The organism is Pseudomonas caricapapayae, assembly GCF_001400735.1.
Taxonomy (GTDB): domain Bacteria; phylum Pseudomonadota; class Gammaproteobacteria; order Pseudomonadales; family Pseudomonadaceae; genus Aquipseudomonas; species Aquipseudomonas caricapapayae.
The window spans coordinates 1-20,162 of record NZ_LJPW01000085.1 but is presented as its reverse complement, the minus strand read 5'-3'; the positions used below and the strand labels follow the sequence as shown (position 1 = coordinate 20,162).

Below are 20,162 nucleotides of genomic sequence, written 5' to 3'. Positions count from 1 at the left end.
ACGGTTTTGTAGGGTAGGGGAATGAAGGTCTGGGTGTATTCAAAAAGTGTCATACATACCAACTGCAGGGTGGGGTGTGAATAGACAGATCATCATCGAAAAGCTCGGCGATTGGTGTCCGGGAATTTTGCGCAATCAGGAAGTCTTTTTCAGAATTTCCCTTGACTAGCGTTTAAGACGGATTCGGGACCACGCAAATTCAACGCAATCCTCGCCCAGTATCGCGTCGGCAGGTAGGGCGAGTTGAGGGCAAAGCAACTGTCGTATCCTACTGATCCACTTTGCCCGTCAGAAGGCTTCAGTCGCGTGCGATGAGTACCAAACGCCATCATTATTGACGGGCATAGCACCTTTGCATAGAGGTCGTCCAAGCGCTAATCACTCCATCACGGCCTTTATTTTCGAGATAGGGGGGGATAATGGAACCCATCAGCACAAGCACGCCACAAACGTAACACTTAAAGTGCCCAGATAATCGCTCCCTTTATTGCGCATTAAGAAATAACCCGATGGAAACGTTTTTTATGGCTTTATCGAACCGTCCGGAAAGCATCTATACCGCTGATGGCCATTCCCTTCCCAATTCAGACAACCGCGATCTTGGGAGCAATTGGCAAGTGCGTTTCTGGATGATTTTCTCAGGTCAGACTCTTTCCCTGATCGGCTCAGGGCTGACCCAGTTCGTTCTGCTTTGGTGGATTACAGACACAACGGGTAGCCTGGCAGCGCTGGCAACCGCTGGGGTTGTAGCGCTTTTGCCTCAGGCGCTCATCAGCCCTCTGGGAGGCATATTTGCTGACCGCTACAGTCGCCGCGTGTTGATGATTGCCACCGATATGATAAGCACGCTCTGCATGTCGATATTGATCGTACTTTTTCTTACCGAGCGTGTTGAACTGTGGCACGTTTACTGGATGATGTTCGTACGCAGCGCGATGCAGGCGTTCCAGACGCCAGCCGCATCGGCCAGCGTGGCTATGCTTGTGCCACGCAGTTTTTTACCCCGTGCAGCGGGTCTGAGTCAGTCCATGCAGGGGATAACGCTGGTTGCTGCCGCACCGCTAGGCGCTCTCGCTATCAGCATGATCCCTCTGGGATGGGCACTGTCCATCGATGTGGTGACAGCACTATTGGGCTGCTTGCCGTTGTTGCGTTACCGTATTCCCCAGGCATTCAATAGCAACCGCACGGGCCTATCAACTCTAAGGAGTGAGTTTGGCGATGGCTTGCATTTGATCTGGAGTCACCCTGGCTTGCGCCGCCTCTATGCGTTAATGGGGGCCGTGGTGCTGGTAATTATGCCTTCGTTCACATTAGTGCCATTGTTGGTCAAAGAGCACTTCGGCGGTGGTGCGCCGCACGTTGCTTTTATCGATGCAATGGCAGGCGCTGGCATGCTGATAGGGGGTGTAGTTGTGGCGCTATTTGCGCCTCGCCAGCCAGTCACATGGATCCTCTGGGGCTTCGCTACCTCATGTTTCTCGCTAGCCTTAACGGGTCTGATGCCGACCGAACGCTTCAACATCGCAGTAGTGTGTTGGATGGTTAGTGGCATGTCCTTCATTCTAGGGGATGCCCCAATGACTGCATTGCTGCAAAGCAGCATCCCCAATCACCTGCAAGGGCGTGGACTTTCGTTGCTGAGTATGGTCATGGGGCTAGCCGCTCCCCTAGGTTTGGTGCTGACAACTCCACTAGGTGAGCTTATCGGCGTGCGGTGGCTGTTTGTCGTTACAGGCGTGTTAGGCGGACTGATTTGCCTAATGGGATTTTTTTCAACCGCCGTGCGCCGTCTTGAAGACAACACGCACTATTGATGTCCACTCACAAATAACGTTCATGGCATGGAACCGATAGCGACTCTTTGGTCACTTACATAGTTTAAGGACATTCCGATGCGCACACTCTAGATTTGGCAGAGTGTTTGATCTCAACCGCAGGGACACCCAATCAAGCAGATGATTTTCGCCGACAGCAAGTACGCTAGTCAATGTAAGCAAACATCTAAAGAGCACTTTCTGACCAAGTCTCATTATCCAAAATGCGAAGAGGGACATCTGGCATTTCTGTTGATGGCTGTGCTGCGCATAAAATATGATTAAGCAGGCGGGATCAGTGGTAACGGGGTTACACCGGCGTGGATAAGCATCAGGAACATCAAATTATCTGGTCGATTGTTGTACCTTCGAGCCGCTGCAACAGAGCTTGGTGAGACAGTTGGGTGGCGCAGGCGGATTGTAAAATCGAGTATGCGAAAGCCCAGTGCTCCCAAAGGTGAACCATCCGTTCCTCGTGATCAAGCGCTAGTTTGGCTATACTAAAGTGCAGTTTTGCGGGCGCTCAAAAAAACACCGGGCAACAGGCTGCGATTTTACCCTATCGAATAGTTGGGGGGGCGGGTGTAGGAAAGTTGTACCTAAGTGTAGAAGACGTCTTGGGACGGTGCTAGTCGAAAAAAGTCAATTAATTAAGTGCGGAAAAAGTCTGATGGTTTGATAGGGCGAATTTTTTTTGCCTCAGGCAAAAAGGTGATCAAAAGTTATGCTTGCTTCAGACCTTCCTCAAAGCGTTTATAAAAAAAACTGGAGGTGCTATGGTGTAATAATCTACCTGCTGACGCTATGATATCTCGAATAACGTGAATCTCATGATGCAGCGCTTGGCTGTGAAGGTCATACGTTTAAATGCGCCCCTTTAGTAATTATAGCGGCGTTTGTAATCGATAGAAAAACAAGGTCAACCATGTCATATCAAAAAGCAGAACCCGCTTACTTCACAACGACCGAAAGCCCAGTAGAAGTTTATACAGAATGGGACCCGTTGGAGGAGGTTATCGTCGGAATCATGGATGATATTCGTGTCCCGGATTGGGATATCGGCCTAAAAGCAATTATCCCGAAAGAATCTAGTGATTTTTTTATGACGTACTCCGGTCGACGCTTCCCTGAGGAATTGCTTGTTAAAGCCAGGCAAGAAGTCAACACCTTGGCGCGGATATTGGAAACTGAAGGCGTTCGCGTAAAAAGGCCCAATGAGTCAAATCACCACCAACCCATCATGACGCCGCACTTTACAACGGGCGGAACCTTTTACTCCGCCATGCCTAGAGATTGTCTTTTCGCGATCGGCAAAAAAATTATTGAAGTGCCCATGGCTTGGCGAAGCCGTTACTTCGAGACGTTCGCGTTTCGCGACCTGCTGAACGACTATTTCAGTCAGGGTGCCGAGTGGATCGCGGCCCCCAAGCCCATGCTGAAAGACGATGTCTGGCAACCGAATTACGATTTCGAACAAGAACTCCCGTTTCGTTCTATTATCACGGAGGTGGAGCCGCTGTTTGACGCTGCCGATTTTATGAAAATGGGCCGGGATATTATCGGGCAGCGCAGCCATGTGACGAACAATAAAGGCATTGAATGGTTGCGTAGAACCTTGGGGCCGGACTACCGCGTGCACATCTATGAGTTCGAAGAGCCGGGCCCCATGCATATTGATACAACGATATTGCCGTTAGCACCCGGCCGCGTACTCATCAATAAAGATTGGGTGCCACAGATTCCAGATATTTTCAAGGACTGGGAAATTCTCAATCCGCCTCCCTCCAACCTCCCGGATGACCATCCTTTGTTCATTACGTCGAAGTGGATTCATACGAATGTTCTGATGCTCGACGAGCGAACTGTCGTGGTTGAGAAGGATGAAGAAGCGCTCATTTCCGCTTTCCGCAAATGGGGCTTTGAAACTATTCTTTGCCCTTTCAAGCACTTCCAGTCCTTCGGCGGTTCGTTCCATTGCGCCACTTTGGATGTTAAGCGACGGGGAGGACTGCACAGTTACATTTGAGGGCCTTGCCTAAGCGTGTGCAGGGCCTGATGGCCCTGCCACTGACAAAGACATTCTCAATCGGTCATAGACGATAGGAACTCGACATGCGCCCTACAAAAAAAATACTGGTGGTTTCTTCCGAGCTGGATGCCGCGAAAACGGTACGCGACGTCAAAACCATGCACCCGTCTGCTACATGGGATTTTATCTTTTTGTTGGAGGATTTTCTGGGAGTGGCCAACGATGAGCTGAAGTGCCCTGAACACTTTATCGTGCGCGACTTCGCCGATACAGCCGGGGTGATAGCGGTGCTGGAAGTGATTGCCCAGCAGCACGTTATCTCTCAGGTTGTCCCCACCGATGAATTTTCTGTTTACATTGCTGCATTGGCCAATGACCGCTGGAATCTTCCCGGCATCACTCGCGAAAAAGCCAAATCTTTTCGTGACAAAAAAGCAATGAAGGAAATCGCTCAATGCGCCGGTATCAGGACTGCGCGGGAAATCACCTTGTCCGACATTGAGGGCGGGCACGTTGAATTTCCTGTGGTCGTTAAACCACGCTCTCTGGCAGGTTCGATGGGCGTCAAAATCATTACCGAAGCAAAACAACTGACGGAAATGGATGTCGACTGGGGAGCGGCTTATCGAGATATGGATGAGCGGCAGTACATGATTGAACAGTACAACCCTAATACGATTTATCATATTGACTGCATTGTTCTTAAGGGCCGCCTGTCTTTTATTTCAGTCGGTCAGTACTTGGGTAAGCCTATTGATTTCCTGCAAGAAAAGCCCGTAGGAGTGTTGTCTGTAGCTGATCAGGCTGTCGAAGATACGTGGCGACCGTTTGCTGAATCCGTGATTAACGCTTTTGAATCCCCTGAGGGGGTTTATCACATTGAAGCCTTTGCTGATGCCGGTTTCGGCTTGGAGTTATTGGAGATTGCTTATCGTCCTGGCGGAGCAGCGATTGTAGAAATGATTGAGATGATGTATGGGCTGAATTTGAAGTGCATTCACTTAGCGGCGCAACTGGGGCTCGTCGATTATGTCGATTCGCAACGTCAGGAAGAGGCGTTTGGTTATATGACTTTTCCAAAAAAGCATCTCTCTACTGAAGCGCTTTACGTCACTCAGATTTCCTTGCCTCCCCTCGAAAGCATGCCGACTTTGAGAACTCACGTAGTGCCGGCTCTAGGTGATATTGCATCAGGTGAATTCTACTGTTATAAGGATTCGCTGGGATCATTCGTGTTTTGTGGAGATCGTGATCTTGTCTCACGGGATGTGCACTACCTGAGCGAGCATTATTCGGTACAGGTGGCCGGGAAAAATAGCCCTCCGTTTGAGGAGTGACATTCCCCTTTGCACAATTAATGACAACCACATTTAAAAGAGCTGTCAGTTCATGGACAGAAATAACCCAAACACTATTCTGATCGTCTCTTCCGAACTGGATGTAAACGAGGTGGTCTCCCGAATCAGGAGTCGATATCCGATCGCTGCCTGGACGTTCATCTACCTCCTGGAGGATCTTCTGGGACAGGCGGGAGAGGAGCTGAATCGCGATGGAAGCTTCGTGATCCGAGACTTTGCCGTTCACACCGAGGTCGAACAGGTATTTGGCCAGATTGCAGCGAAATATTCCGTCACCGCCGTCATTCCGAATGATGAGTTTGCGGTATACATTGCTGCATGGGCGAACGACTGTTGGCAGTTGCCTGGATTGACATTTGACGTGGCGACACGGTTTCGCGATAAAAAGCGAATGAAAAAAATCGCCCAAAATTTTAATATCCCGACAGCAGAAGAGCTATCGCTTGATGATATTAGTCGTGGAGAGGTGACGTTTCCGATTGTTTTGAAGCCTCGGTCTCTGGCAGGCGCTGTTGGGGTCAAAATCATTAATGAGGCCCAGCAATTTTCCGAGACATATCTCATCGAAAATGATGATTATCAGGACATGAGCGAGCACCAGTACATTATTGAAACCTACAACTCACAACCCCTATATCAAATCGATGCGGTGTTTCTAAGAGGGCAGCTGGCGTTCCTGTCTGCGGGAGAGTATCTAGGTAAACCCATCGATTATCTGGTCGAATGCCCGCTGGGATATTTTTCACTTTCCGAAGATGATCTACAAAATCTCTGGCGTCCATTTGTCGAACGAGTGTTGTCCGCCTTTGGGGGGCCTGATGGTGTTTACCACATTGAAGCATTCGGTGATGCGGGCAACGGGTTTGAATTACTTGAGATTGCCTATAGGCCAGGTGGTGCTTCCACTGTCGACATGATAAAAATCGCTTACGATATAGACTTGCGTTTCATTCATCTTGCCGCCCAGTTGGGGCTTGTCGATGCATTGCAATTTGACCGTAAGGGCGAGGCGTTTGGCTATATGACGTTCCCTAAAAAACACCTCGCCAAAGAAATGCTTTACGTCACTCGGGTTTCACTATCGAGTATGGAAGCCCTGCAAACACTGAAGATGAAGAAAGTTGCGCAGGTAGGCGATATTGCTTCAGGTGAATTTTTCTGCCACAAGGATTGTTTGGGGGCCTTTGTATTTTGTGGCGATCGAGGCAGCGTTGCACATGACTTGAAGCATGTCGAGGAGCATTATCAAGTGCAAGCAGAAGCTGCGCGTGGTTGATCGACAGTACCCGTCCGGCATCCCGTTTTGAATTAGACCGGTCGCCAGTTATGTGGCAGAAACTGATCTGTCTCGCATCGCCCGATGCTTCGGCTGGCGCGTGAGAGCCTTCCTTAAGGTACGCATATTGGTCATGACAATTGAGCGTCGCAAGGGGCAGCTTATCAAGGTCTTGAGCGATGCTTCATGTCCTTGAAACGCTGCATGATGTCGATCACCAACGAATTGACCGCCAGAATCTTCATGGCCCGTGTGACAGCCACGTACAGAAGGTTCAGCTCATCGTCACGTTTGCCGGCATCGATGTCAGGCGAGAGCGGATCCGCTGTTGACGCTGGTCTTGGATTGATCCAGTTGCTGATGCCAGACTGCCCCATTTCTAAGCCTGCAAAAATCCAGCATGCACAGTGAATTACGAGCAGTCAGGCAGGGTCATTGAAATCTCAGCAACTGGGTCAACTTGGCATCAGCGCCAACACACATTGATCCTTTTATCCGCTCATGATCCTCGCCCTAACGCCTTAAAAGATGATTAGTCATGACCTCTGGTGTTTACGCGCCCGTTGGTTCTGCCTGTTCAGGCTTGAACGTGTCGCCGTAATGCAGGACGGCCCAGGCCATCCTCGCATTCTTGGCAGCAATCGCCACGGCCGCACGCCAGTAACCCCGTCGCTCCATGAGGTTGCGGATCCAGCGACTGAGAGGGTCTTGCTTATTACCCAGGTTGGCCATGACAGATCGAGCTCCAAGCACCAGTAGACTGCGTAAATAGGCATCCCCGGCTTTGGTGATACTTCCCAGGCGCTGCTTGCCGCCGCTACTGTACTGGCTTGGCGTCAGACCGAGCCAGGCAGCCACTTGGCGACCGTTTCTGAAGTCGTGCCCATCTCCAATACTGGCCACTAAAGCACTTGCTGTGGTCGAGCCAACCCCACGCAATTGCAGCAGCCTACGGCTGCGGTCGTCTTCGCGAGCGATCTGATTGATGGCTCGATAAAGTTCCACCAGCCGATCCTCGATATGGCTGGTGTGCTCCAACAGTTCACTCATGCACCGTCTTGCCCAGCCAGGCAAGCTGTCCAGACAGGGACCAATATCTTTTCTCAATCGTTCTGGGCTTTGTGGCAGGACCACGCCGAATTCAGAAAGTAATCCGCGCAGTCGGTTGTACGTAGAGGTGCGTTCTTCGATGAATCCCTGCCGGGTTCGATGAAGGCAAAGAGTGGCCTGCTGATGCTCGTCTTTAACAGGGACAAACCGCATGCTGGGTCGGGTCACTGCCTCACAGATCGCGGCCGCATCTGCGGCATCATTCTTGCCGCGCTTCCCCGGCATTCTATAAGGCGAAACGAGTTTAGGAGCCATCAACTTGACCGTATGGCCGTGCTCGGCGAACACCCTCGCCCAATGATGAGCGCCTGAGCAAGCCTCCATACCAATCAAGCACGGGGGCAGCTGGGCGATCAATGGCACCAGGTGATCCCGCGCAACCTTGGGCTTCACCAAGGTTGCTTTACCAGCCTCATCGACGCCGTGAACGGCGAATACGGTCTTGGCTAGATCGATTCCCACGGTAATAATTGGCATGGACTTCCCCTCCTGTGGTTTTGATGCAGGTTTGACACTTCATCATGGCACTTCGATGCCGATTCGCGACTTTCGCCGCGCCCTTGGGACGGGGAAGTCCCTTTCATTCGCTAAGGTTTTTCCGACTTGTCGTAACGCCTGAATTTACGCTCTTCCAGCCCTGCCGTTAGACGTAATCGCGGGTCAGGTTGAAGTGCTTCCAACGCAACGGCGACAGGTACTGATACAGGTCGGGGTTGTAAGCCGGAATCCCAGAAATTCCCGTCACCCAGTTCCAAGTCCAGCTATGAGTACATCCAAGTGGAGGTCTCGACGAGAGCGACAGACCTTATGCATAGGAATTTCTGAATACCTATGCATCAAGATGGAACTTTTTCTTGCTCGTTGCCACACACTTTAATTTTGCAGGGTCAGTTACCCTGCAAGCCAGTAAGCGGAGAAATCAGCATATGGTGGGTATCAACAGAGCAGGGTCATCTGGCGCTTATTTAGGTGGTTACACAGAGTCTGAGCGAGCGCTCGCGACTCGAGCAGCGCTAGACTCTCGAACAGTCCGCAGGTACCGACTAATTCGACGGCTCCAGCCGGGCGTGAGATGCTTTTGCTACGGTCCACGGAGTTGTCGCGCCGAACCAGAGAGCGGCTCGAGCAGAGCTTTTCGACAGTGGAGGAAGACAAGCAGCAGGCTACTAGCATCGTTCAACGTGGCAGAACGAGGGTCAGGTTAGGGGCTGGTCTTCATCGGTTAGAAATACTTACTCACCAATCTGTGGAACGCGGCTGTTCATCGTCCAAGGCCTTGAGTAGTTCAGATGACGACGTGTCTTCTGCTGAGTCCTCTGAGGCGGATATCGATGCAGTATTCAACTATAGAATTGCAGCGTTGAATAATGCGAACGCTAGTCAATCTTGTATGGGCTTGGCAATCCAATGGCTGCGATTGCGTGATGAGGGGGGGGCGAGTTACAGAATGGAGGCGCTGGATCTTGACCATGCTTCGGACATCCAGAACCAATACGAAAATGCAGCAGGTTCATTGAGCGGGTCGCGGGAGCAGCGAGAAGCAGGTCGAATATCGGCGCGCAAAACCCTTTTGCGAAGTCAAGATTTGCAGCCTATAGGTGAACCTTCGGTATTCCATGCGGATCGGCAATCGACCGCATTGCAAAAAATTGCGCACGATTGCAGCGCCCATTTGATCAGCTTGTGCTTTGAAAACAATGGAAAGCGTGTAAGGCATGCCATCACTGCTTCTAGCTCCGAAGGCAGTGTGAACCTCTTTGATCCAAACTATGGCGAGTTCTCTACCGCTTTATCGGAGTTGCCTTCGATGTTCCAGAATCTGATGACCAGATACAGCAGTCGACTGAATGGGCACCTGCAATTGGAGAGCATGGTTATTCAACGTGTGGAGTGACGCAGCTCGATGTATAGGTGTAGCGGCTCGCGTTTGAAAACACACGTGCTCGCAATCAGCGCAATTTTCGGCTCAGATTATTTGCGTGTCTCCGGTGCAGTTGCTGTCGAAGGTCGACACCATGGGCCGAGAGAGCCGCCGCGACAAGACCCTCATCGAGCAGCTCTCTCACGAGATCGCCATCCTCAAACGCCACAAGTTTGCCAAGCGCAGTGAGCAGATCAGCCCGGCGCAAGGCAGCTTGCTGGATGACTTGCTCAACACTGACCTCGAAGCCATCGACGCCGAGTTGAAAGCCCTTCGTCCCGCCCCGGCACCGGACGAACCACGCCAACAACCTAAACGTGCGCCGCTGCCGCCGCAGTTTCCTCGTACCGTCGTTCACCACGAGCCCGAGAGCACTCAGTGCTCCTGCGGCTGTGAACTTCAGCGCATCGGCGAAGACGTTAGCGAAAAGCTGGATTACACACCGGGCGTGTTCACCGTTGAACAGCACGTGCGTGGCAAGTGGGCCTGCCGTCAGTGCGAAACACTGATCTAGGCACCGGTACCGGCGCAGGTGATCGACAAGGGTATCCCCACTGCCGGCTTGTTGGCCCAGTTGATGGTTGCCAAGTTCGCCGACCACCTTCCGCTGTATCGGCAGGAAAAGATCTTTGGCCGTGCCGGCCTGGCGATCCCGCGCTCGACGCTGGCTCAGTGGGTCGGCCAAACCGGTGTACAACTGCAACCGTTGGTAGATGCGCTGCGCGAAGCCGTATTGGCTCAGCAAGTCGTCCATGCCGATGAAACGCCGGTGCAGATGTTGGCGCCAGGCGAAAAGAAAACACACCGCGCATACGTCTGGGCGTACTGCACCACACCGTTCTCGGCACTGAAAGCGGTGGTGTACGACTTCAGTCCAAGCCGTGCCGGTGAACATGCGCGCAACTTCCTGGCCACTTGGAACGGCAAGCTGGTGTGCGATGACTTCGCAGGCTACAAAGCCGGCTTCGAGCAAGGCATCACCGAAATCGGCTGCATGGCCCATGCCCGGCGCAAGTTTTTCGACCTGCATGTGGCGAACAAAAGCCAGTTGGCCGAGCAAGCGTTGCACTCAATGGGCGGCTTGTACGAAGTCGAACGGCAGGCCAAGGACATGAGCGATGCAGATCGATGGCGATTACGCCAGGAAATAGCTGCCCCCATCGCTGAAAAGTTACATGAATGGATGCTGGCTCAGCGCGCGCTCGTGCCCGAGGGCTCGGCCATGGCGAAGGCACTGGATTACAGCCTGAAACGCTGGGTAGCGCTGACGCGCTACCTGGGTGATGGCGCGGTACCCATCGATAACAATGCGGTCGAGAACCAGATCAGGCCGTGGGCGCTTGGTAGGTCGAACTGGCTCTTTGCCGGATCGCTGCGCAGCGGTAAACGGGGTGCCGCAATAATGCGCCTGCTCCATTAGCACATATGTTCTAATGTGGGAATGTGTAGTTTTGGAGGTTATCCCATGAGTCGCTTAACCATCGACATAACAAACCAGCAGCACCAAAGCCTGAAAGCGCTGGCTGCCTTGCAGGGCAAGTCCATCAAGCAATATGCGCTGGAAAGACTGTTTCCGGGCGATGCTGATGCCAATCAGGCATGGGAAGAACTGAGAACCCTGCTCGGCGCTCGTATTCACGAGGGACTTACCGGCAATGTGTCTGCCAAGAGCATCAGCAAAATTCTCGATTAAGAACTGATCGAGGGCAGCGCTTGACCGGCTACGTTCTCATAGCTGCGGCGGAATCCGATCTGCGGGGCATTCAAAGACATGAGTGCGCTTTTTCCGGCTCTACGGATGGGGCGGTACGAGCATCATTACGTCTTCTGCCTACCGCGTGAGGGAGCGCCTGCTCTGATCGTGGCTATTTTCCATGAGCGCATGGATCTGATGACACGACTGGTTGATCGGCTCAAAGAGTAATAGCCTGGGTAGCTGTAGCGGCTCGAGTTTGAAAACACGCGTGCTCGCAATCAGCACACTTTTCGGCTCAGATTAACTGCGACTGACGCAGCCCTCTGGCTCACATTAGTTGCGAGCGAGCTTGCATTCAGCTACGTCTGCTTGCATTACATCGCTGGCAACTCACATTAGCTGCGAGTGAAAATGAGCGGGGCAGATCGGCAAATCCGCCGCGAGCATTTCGTCGCGCAGTGTGTCCATGTCAGTGGTGTGCTTCCCGCTCGACGCATTCGCCGGTTTTGAGTCTGTCTTTGGAACCCAAGAGCCATTGTGACCACACATTGGATCCGATCTACTCATCCGGGACAGCTGATAGCGTTATGAAGCCTCTACAATCTATTCAACACAGCATTACAACTCCCCTAATCAGTGGCGGTCAGCCATTAGACGCGGTGCGCCCTCAGGTTCAGCAATCCCATCCTAAAAGCATTTCACCTTCTCAATTGAGCCAAAGCGCTCACCAGGCTCTAGAACGCCTCTCAGCTAATGCCGAACACCAACGCCTTGCATCACTGGTACGCAACGCTCTGCAGGATGGCACATTTCAGTTTCAATCCAGTAACCACACGCAAGTAACCTATAAGGCGTCAATCTGTCTGCCAGCTGACACCGATACCGTGAAAACCGGCCACTTGATTAATAACGAGCTGACGGTTCAGGCCCGATTAAACGATCAATCGGAGTACGACATCGTCAGCGCACATTTGTATGGCTCTTCGAAAGCCATATCCTTCGATGTACCCAGCCCCCCACCCGCACAGGGTTCAGCATCTTCTGTCTTGAGTGAACGGACCCATCTAGGTATGAGTCGCGTTCTCTCACAAGATGCAGTAGGTAGCAGTAGCCTGGAAACTCCATTAATGAGCTCGCCAGACCATTCTCGTCCGCCATCACAGCCAAAGCCCGTGCATATCGGGTCGGTCCGCAGGGACTCTGGTAGCCTTGTTTCCGATAACCCGGTAGTGCAGGCCCTGCTATCGTTTGCGCAGGCCGACCAGGCATTTCCACCACAGGCCGCGAGCATTGCCGGGGTCCAGCTGGAAATGCGGCCACGTCGGGATATTGAAAAAGCACTTGAGGAATTCAAAGGCGCCTTCACTGTGGAGAAGGCGCAACTGATGTCCGGTGCCAACTCGTCGGAGCGGGTAGATGAGGATGTCAACGCAGACATCCATATCCCCTTATTGCTCAAGGCCATCGAGCGGGGGGCTGCGGCATTTGGTCCAAACGCATTGATCGGCCAGAATAGCGCGAAAGCGTTTCTCGCTTCATGTGCTCCCAAGATCACGTCCAATGACGATGTCCTCTCCGGGTTCATCAACCAGAAACTCAAGGGGGACGAAGATCTTCAGGTTCGCCTGGGCGCACAGGAATTGTTGCATGTAGCCACCAAGAAGGAATTCCAGCTCGGCGGCCTGGCCGGCAGCATCGGGGTCAGCAGCATACTCGGCTCGGCATGGGAGCTTGGGGCTTCTGAGTTGTTGAAAAATGCCATCTTCGGCAAAAATTTCTCGCCCAGTCAATATGCCCTGCAATTGGCTGGAATCGATTCAGTGCCTCCTTTGATTATCGAGTCCATGGACACCATGTGCGTACTTGCCATCATCAAGGGCATGAAAGGTGAGGAGTGGTCCATGAGCGATCTACTTCCCAAGGCGTTGAAGGCCGGTGCCATTTCCTCGGTGGTGTCATTCCCCAATAATGTTTTGCAGTACGCAGGTCTCAAATCCAGAGTCGGCGATCTTGCGGCAAACTCGGTGACAACTGAAGCGGCCATCTTTGGCGCCGCCTCCGGTATTCCACCCGAGGTCAAGGAAAGTGAAGAGCTGATGCGTGCTGGCTTATTCCAGAGCATGAAGGACGGCGTGATGGCTCATCCAGACGAGGGGGTGGACACCAAAGAGACGATTGAGCGGATGACGCGCCATGCGCTGGACATCGCTCCGGGTGAAAGCACCGCTGTCAAGTCCATGGGACTGGCATCGATTGTCGGGATGATTCCACTGATTGCCAGCAACAAGGCCACTGGGTTGCTGTCGGAACAGGTACTGCGTATTTTTCGGAGCGCCGTTTTCAATCCAATCGAAGCCATCGCTCTGAACGCGTTGGCGCTAGGCGGGCGTGTCAACGTTCCCGGGCTATTTGATTCCGACAATGTCAAGCATGCACGCGTGGTGCAATCCATCCTTGCGCGGGCCAGCCAGCACATGGAAGCTGGAGACCGTGACATTTCCGCAGAGGAGCTACATCAAATGCTGGCTCCCCGAAGCGAGTTCCTGCGCCATGTGGGATCTGCGATTGTCAACGGCATGAATGCCAGCTTTGAGGCAATTCCCGCCCTGGTTCGGAAGCTTGGATATGGTGAGGCTCCATTGGCCGAACGTATTCCGTATCAAGATCTGGCTGTGCCCGACACGTCGCGGCAGCCCGCACCCTGAATCATAGTCGACGCGATCTACTGGACTTCACGAGCAGCAGTCAGGCGGGTAGCATGGTGTTTCACCGTGCTACCCTCTTCATCGCGGATGGTCCCACATTTGTCGGCACTACGGGTCAATCTGGGGCTACCGTCGACTGGACAAGCGCAGATTTGGCTAAAGCGGACATCAATAACTTTGCTTTTTCTGGATACGTCACATCATCTGGACCTATTGCTCTACAACATTAAATCCCTCTGTGTGTATAACTTTGGGTTTCAATAAGCCCTGCTTATGATGGAACTAAATCTCTGTATATGACTCTAAGTGAGTACTTTTTCTGGAAAAGCGTGTCACCATTGTAGCTAGAAACTGTGATTCAGTCTAAAGCACATCAAAAATTAGAGCAGGGAAATCCCGCGTAGTGCGTTTTTGCACTTCATGTAATTTTTACTCTTAATCTAGAGGCAGCTATGCAAACCTATAAGTACTACCCTAAAAAGCCGCCTACCGTTGGCACCGTCCTGCTGACGTCTTATGGGGTGTTCGCCCATGAAAATGAGATATTCAAATCTCATAGCGCTGATGTTCTAGGGGTTTGTGAAGAGCTCACCAATGGCTTCGTGGACGAGACGCATCATTTGAGCGCACTGATGCTGATGATTGCTGACGTTCCAGAGGAGCTTCTGCTCAACGTATCTTCCGCTCACAGAGGTTCCCTCATCGGCTATACTTCTCTTGGCTATCTTTTCTCCTGTGGATCTATTGGTGAAAAGGCTAAGCGCATCATGCGTAAGGGCAATGGTGTTTTTCTAGTGGAGTTAGATGGTACTCTTGATAACCCGACAGCTGATCTCAAAGTTTTCAACTCTTGGTCTCAGTATCAGAAATTCCTCAAACCCATTTTAAGCATGCAATCCTGATCTAAGGAGGTCCTGAAAAAGACTTCCTGATTTGGCAAAATCCCCGCACACCAATTGCCGAGCTTTTCGATGATGAAGCAAATGACCTTCGCCGACGCCGAGTACGCCGGTAAGCGCAAGCAGACCCGTAAGGAACTGTTCCTGATCGAGATGGATCGGGTCGTGCCTTGGAAGGGTTTGATCGCCCTGATTGAACCTTATTACCCGAAAGGCGAAGGCGGTCGTCCAGCCTATCCGTTGATGGCGATGCTGCGGGTTCATCTCATGCAGAACTGGTTTGGTTACAGCGATCCAGCGATGGAAGAGTCTCTCTACGAAACCACGATTCTGCGCCAGTTTTCGGGCCTGAGCCTGGAGCGAATCCCAGACGAAACCACCATTCTCAACTTCCGTCGCCTGCTGGAAAAACACGAGTTGGCCACTGGCATTCTCGGCGTGATCAATGGCTATTTGGGCGACCGTGGCCTGTCACTGCGACAAGGCACCATCGTAGATGCCACGCTGATCCATGCGCCCACTTCGACCAAGAACAAGGATGGTAAACTCGACCCGGAAATGCACCAAACGAAGAAGGACAACCAGTATTACTTCGGCGCCAAAGCGCACATTGGTGTCGACGATGACTCGGGGCTGGTGCACAGCGTGGTGGTCACGGCGGCCAACGTCGCTGATGTAACACAAGTCGCCAAACTGCTACACGGTGCTGAGAACGTGGTCTGCGCTGATGCGGGCTATACCTGTGTCGAGAAGCGCGAAGAGCATGCGGAACGCCAGGTCATCTGGCAGGTTGCAGCCCGGCGCAGCACCTACAAGAAGCACGGAAAACGAAGCGTGTTGTACAAAGCAATACACAAGATCGAGAGAGCCAAGGCTCAGGTTCGCTCCAAGGTTGAGCATCCATTTCGAGTGATCAAGCATCAGTTTGGTTATACGAAAGTGCGCTTCCGGGGCTTGGTGAAAAACACTGCTCAGATGGTGACATTGTTCACCCTGTCGAACCTGTGGATGGCACGTCGACATTTACTCTCCGGCGCGGGAGAGGTGCGTCTTTAATGGCGCAAATAGCTGCTGCGAGGCGCTTGCGGCGGAAAAATTGGATGGAATGGACAGCAAGTTTGACCGGATTTTGAAGGGCTGCCGTTTTTTGAAAGCGCCGATGACGAAGTAGCCGGAAAACAGGGGGCTACTTCAGACCATCACTAGGGTAGCGGTGAAGCACGTGCTCATAAGAGGCAGTAGAGGCCATGGCGATCTCCAGAACGTCGTCAGACCACCTAACTTACTATATGTGCGAAGTAGTCCTTGGGCGATTCGCCCTGTCTGGCCAAAGAGAACACGCCGGCGTAATGGTGAGGTCGGAGGTTTTTATGACATTTTGATGACGGTCGTAGGAACCGGTCTGGCTGCGCAACCACTCAGGTTACTGTCGTTTATTACCGCAACGGAGAAGGCTCTAATCGGTAAAGCCAATGGTGTTTAAAGTCACGCGCTTATAACTGAGATGTAAACCGCGTCCTCTTCAGCATGATGCCGTTGGTGCTTCGTGGGTAATAAACAGGACATATATTTTATATACAGGAGTTTAATAATAACGATGGTAAAGGTTACCTCTTCCGGATTTACTGCCAACCCTCTCGCTCATCATGCAGACAGTGTCTCGTCTGCCAACAGCCCGCCTCAGCTACCTGAGCCCTTGCCCTTGGTTGATGAAAGCCCGTCGTCTCACAAGGGCGGCATGCGAAATCGGGCTCATGCAAGTTTGAATAGTCAGGTGCTCGGACTGCAAGCGGTGCCGTCGCAACGCGGAAGGCATGTTCGTGTCAGAAATCATACAGATGGCGTGAGCGTCATTAATGCCTGGCTGGCAAAGCGACCGTCGGTTCAAAGCGAAACCAGCCTTGATAACAATGGCAAGCTAGTGCGCTATACCGCCATGCATCACGAGCCGCTAGCGCCGCGTAATGAGGCGTTTTTCACCTCCGTACCAGGCATGTTGATGGCCGTTTTGACGGTCCATCCTGACATTGAATACGGCATCAGCGGAGAAATAACTGCCGATGCTGTGGCTGCCCGGCTTGCCGAACCGCCAATAGGATTATTAACAGGAGTCTGGCAGTCCTCCCATGATCGAGCATACATAGAGCGCGGCGGTGTGGTTCATACCGCAACTATGGAAGAGCGCTGGACATCATTGGCGCTGCCTGGCGCGGATCCCCGAGAGCCCCTGCGGATGATTGGTTTGCAGGCTGATGGCGATGTCTATCTACACAACGGCAGGCAACTCTGGCGCGCAACCGACACGTCTGCCGAGTCTGTGACAACCGAACGGCTTCCTGAAGGCGCGGCGGTGCGTATTGGCGCCGGTGGTGAGGTGCAGTGGCTGCATCAGGGCACAGTTCATGCAAATGGTATTTCCCGTCCGGTCGAGCTTTGGCGTCCAAAAGCCAACGGCTTGGGGGTCGAGCAGAGCCCGGCCCGCCCCGTTGATTTACTGCCATTGCCGCGTGGCAACGCTGCGCTGATCCTCGATGATAAAGGACGCCTTTATCAGACCGATCTGAAAGGCACCGGACCTATTGAAGCTCACCGGCTGAAATTACCTGGCAATTTTGCGCAGGGCAAAGGTTGGGCCGTGACCGCCATGGGATTGTCCAGGGACAACGCTGTTCACGTCATGTTGCAGGATCAAAACGGGCGGCGCATGAGCTTGCAGCGAGCGCAGAACGAGGTACTGTTTCGGCCAGCGTATCTGTTGGATCGTCCGCTGCTGCTGCTCTACACCGAGGGGCTGCATGTTCCTTCGGAGGCCGCTGTGCAGTCGCACGTTCAGCTCGATGGTCATGCTCAGGTGGGGCATATCGACGGCGTGCTGCATTATCAACCTACTCCTTACCAGCCATGGGAGCGGTTAAGGCAGCCGGGCGGCGAACCGCTGACGGGTGTGACCGCTCTCCATTCCTCTGCGTTGGGATTTATCGACAGGAAACCGGTTTTTGCTTTATTAGGGGATGCATGGCAGGTCGTAGAACTGAAACTGGAGGGCCGTACCTCCTGGTTGCCGACTGATGCCGAACTGCCGCGTCATCCTGCGGGGGGACCTTTGGCGGTTATCCCGGATACAGTGGAGTTACGCGCCAGGCTTATTGCGCAGTTTGACGAGCCAGTGCAGGCGCTGGCGGTTCACAGCAATCGCCAGAGCGTCGCGCTGACGGAATCAGGTCTACTGATCGTCGCCGACGCGGATGGCAAAGCCCGCCGACTTCCCCTGTTGCAGCGCCCCATAGCCCTCGCCATAGGGCTCAACGATCAGTTGCTCGTGTTGCATCATCCTCATAACCAGCGACCTCAGTTGAAACGTTTGAGCGCGAAAGATGACTGGGAGCCGGTGCCGATAGTTCTGCCGGGTATTGTTCACCCTTCGAATCTTCGCGCCACTCGAACTGGGCAAATACAATTGCAGTTGGGTGATAACTGGCACACGTTGCTGCCTTCAATGACGTCGCACGATAATCACTCCTTGCCAGCACGCGTAAAGCCCGAACCGGAGGCAGAAGAACTGCCGTCGGAGAACTTCCTTGCAGGCACCAACGCCCGCGTCAACCAGCAGCAAGCCAGTCGTATCAGCACACCGCATCATGATGCATCTGCGGTTACGACGCTGATGGGGACAACAGCGAACAACCCGTTGACGATGGCGTCGAGCGTACAGGCAGTGGTTGATACGACGCGCGCTCAGGTTGGCGCATTGGCGAGAGATGTGTTGGGCGGAGTGACGAAAAACACGATGCGGGCAATGGCGCACAAGCTTGGCGTCGTACTGCCGCCGACTACCCAGGAGAGGCGTCTGGCCAGTTTCCATAATGAGGCGAAGCAGGCGTATACGTCAGGAAAAACGCTGTTCGAACAGTTGCCGACGCTCGCGCAAGTACGTGTTGCTTCAGCCGTAGGACCGTCCGACGGAGAAAAGTTCGGGCTGTCACATCAGCAAACGCAACGCTTGTTGAACCTGCGGGAAGAGAAACTGGAAGCGCTGTTGCGCGACTTGCGCAAGATAGGCTTCCATGAAGGAGTGATCATGGGCGATATGGGGGACGGCGAGAGTGCTGGCGATCTGACGTCTACCACCTCTACGCCAACGTTCCGGCTGGCCGAGCTGTGGCGACGGCAGCATTCGCAAGTGAATAAAGCGCTGTCTTCGGTCGGCTTGTCCAGATCAGAAGATATTTTGCCGAACCTGAACCAGAGTATTAAAGCCTTGGCGGGTGGCGCGGCGCTGCACGCTGATCGTATGGGCGAGCGTGAGGCTGAGCTGTTGAGCGTCTTGTGCGAGGTCAGCGAAAAAATGATGCGTGCTGGCGTACGCTTGCCGGCGGATGATGGAAGCGCTGACAGTGCCAGCAGCCATGCGCCACACGGCTTGCGAACAGCAGGGTTGATGGCGGGTTTGGTGGACTATGATGCGCTGTTGACCAGCACCGATACGCAGGCGCTGGAAATGGCGGAGAGGCTTCAGCAAGATGCCAGGCTTCCGGGGTTGTGCAAACTCGGTCTGTCTTCTTGGGTTCAATTAGCGGCCTTCGATGATGTGGTGACGACGTTTCGCGAACAGATATCGTTGCCGGGCTCGGCACGCCGCACCCAGTTGCTCAAAAATCTTGGCTTGCCGCCCGATGCCGCGCCGGACGAAATGGCGGCGCGTATGTCCGATTTACTCCTGGATCTGTTCAACAGGAGTACCTTTTTCTCGACGCAGTCGCGCGGTCTGGAAATTCGCGGGGCGTTGGGGGGCGCCGACTGGAAACATCTGAATGCGTTTAGCGTCGGCATAACGGGCGAGGCGCTTCAGGTACTCGGCGTGGAGCGCATCGGCGACGGCAAGGACGCCGATGCCGGGTTGGTCGCTTTTTTTGTGCGCCACGCCAAGGCCTCCGTATCAGCGACGTCAGGGGTCGGAATCGACTTCAAACCGGGCACCGGCAGCGGCGGACGTGTTCTTGATTCGCGGCCGGGTCGCTCGATGAACTCGACATGGGGAGGCTCCGGCAACCTGGCTATGTCCGGCGCATACCAGCATGGCCAAGGCGCTGCCGTGATCATCGCACCTTCTACGATCTCCGATTTCGTGCGGCTGTTATTCGATGTCAACCACCCCGATAACACCCAGATCCTGCGCACCGGTGTGAACGGTGGTTCGATTGGTCTGGATCTGTTCGAAACCAATTTGAATGCCTCTATGGGGGCGAACGTCAGCGTATCGCCTTTCAGCCTGAGCCAGAAATATGGGCCACAGAAACCGTCGGCAGGTGTTGCTGCGTCCGGCGCTGGCAACCGACGCAGTACTGCGTCGG

Annotated in this window: 11 protein-coding genes and 3 pseudogenes; 11 read left to right on the top strand and 3 right to left on the bottom strand. The window is 53.4% G+C overall.

Going from position 1 to position 20,162, the window contains the following annotated elements; all coding sequences use genetic code 11:
• The first annotated feature begins 509 nt into the window (after positions 1 to 509).
• The 4 genes from ALO80_RS12875 (at position 510) to ALO80_RS12860 (ending at position 6,480) form a co-directional block, all read left to right on the top strand.
• A complete protein-coding gene (locus ALO80_RS12875; protein WP_055009289.1) occupies positions 510 to 1,817 on the top strand; it encodes an MFS transporter in 1,308 nt (435 codons plus the stop codon).
• 925 nt (positions 1,818 to 2,742) lie between these two features.
• A complete protein-coding gene (locus ALO80_RS12870) occupies positions 2,743 to 3,843 on the top strand; it encodes a hypothetical protein (RefSeq protein ID WP_055009288.1) in 1,101 nt (366 codons plus the stop codon).
• An 86-nt stretch (positions 3,844 to 3,929) separates the two neighbouring features.
• Entirely contained in the window at positions 3,930 to 5,183 is a 1,254-nt protein-coding gene (locus ALO80_RS12865; protein WP_055009287.1) for an ATP-grasp domain-containing protein, read from the top strand.
• Positions 5,184 to 5,235: 52 nt separating this feature from the next.
• Positions 5,236 to 6,480, top strand: coding sequence for an ATP-grasp domain-containing protein (locus tag ALO80_RS12860; protein ID WP_055009286.1), 1,245 nt, complete (start codon positions 5,236 to 5,238; stop codon positions 6,478 to 6,480).
• Between the two features lie 164 nt (positions 6,481 to 6,644).
• On the opposite strand, the gene ALO80_RS12855 is transcribed toward ALO80_RS12860, so the two are convergent.
• Positions 6,645 to 6,857, bottom strand: coding sequence for a hypothetical protein (locus ALO80_RS12855; protein ID WP_055009285.1), 213 nt, complete (start codon positions 6,855 to 6,857; stop codon positions 6,645 to 6,647).
• 175 nt (positions 6,858 to 7,032) lie between these two features.
• The gene (locus ALO80_RS12850) at positions 7,033 to 8,067 is read right to left on the bottom strand and encodes an IS110 family RNA-guided transposase (protein ID WP_055009284.1); all 1,035 of its coding nucleotides are present in this window, start codon (positions 8,065 to 8,067) and stop codon (positions 7,033 to 7,035) included.
• Positions 8,068 to 8,662: 595 nt separating this feature from the next.
• Between ALO80_RS12850 and ALO80_RS12845 the strand changes: the two genes are divergently transcribed.
• The 4 genes and pseudogenes from ALO80_RS12845 (at position 8,663) to hopD1 (ending at position 13,912) form a co-directional block, all read left to right on the top strand.
• The gene (locus ALO80_RS12845; RefSeq protein WP_055009283.1) at positions 8,663 to 9,484 is read left to right on the top strand and encodes a C58 family peptidase; all 822 of its coding nucleotides are present in this window, start codon (positions 8,663 to 8,665) and stop codon (positions 9,482 to 9,484) included.
• A gap of 76 nt (positions 9,485 to 9,560) precedes the next feature.
• Positions 9,561 to 10,925: pseudogene (gene tnpC, locus ALO80_RS12840) on the top strand (IS66 family transposase); the annotation flags it as partial.
• Positions 10,926 to 10,976: 51 nt separating this feature from the next.
• Positions 10,977 to 11,204, top strand: coding sequence for an antitoxin (locus ALO80_RS12835; RefSeq protein ID WP_055009282.1), 228 nt, complete (start codon positions 10,977 to 10,979; stop codon positions 11,202 to 11,204).
• 590 nt (positions 11,205 to 11,794) lie between these two features.
• A complete protein-coding gene (gene hopD1 / locus ALO80_RS12825) occupies positions 11,795 to 13,912 on the top strand; it encodes a type III secretion system effector HopD1 (RefSeq protein WP_083493257.1) in 2,118 nt (705 codons plus the stop codon).
• Between the two features lie 115 nt (positions 13,913 to 14,027).
• Here hopD1 and ALO80_RS31610 read toward each other — a convergent pair.
• Positions 14,028 to 14,176 (bottom strand): annotated as a pseudogene (locus tag ALO80_RS31610) (type III secretion system effector XopQ); the annotation flags it as partial.
• Positions 14,177 to 14,364: 188 nt separating this feature from the next.
• On the opposite strand from ALO80_RS31610, the gene ALO80_RS12820 reads away from it, so the two are divergent.
• The 3 genes and pseudogenes from ALO80_RS12820 to ALO80_RS12810 form a co-directional block, all read left to right on the top strand.
• Positions 14,365 to 14,814: a hypothetical protein gene (locus ALO80_RS12820; RefSeq protein WP_055009281.1), complete on the top strand. Its 450-nt coding sequence runs from the start codon at positions 14,365 to 14,367 to the stop codon at positions 14,812 to 14,814.
• A 72-nt stretch (positions 14,815 to 14,886) separates the two neighbouring features.
• Positions 14,887 to 15,867, top strand: a complete 981-nt coding sequence (locus ALO80_RS12815; protein ID WP_055009290.1) for an IS5 family transposase — start codon at positions 14,887 to 14,889, stop codon at positions 15,865 to 15,867.
• 682 nt (positions 15,868 to 16,549) lie between these two features.
• Positions 16,550 to 20,162, top strand: a pseudogene (locus ALO80_RS12810) (type III effector); the annotation flags it as partial.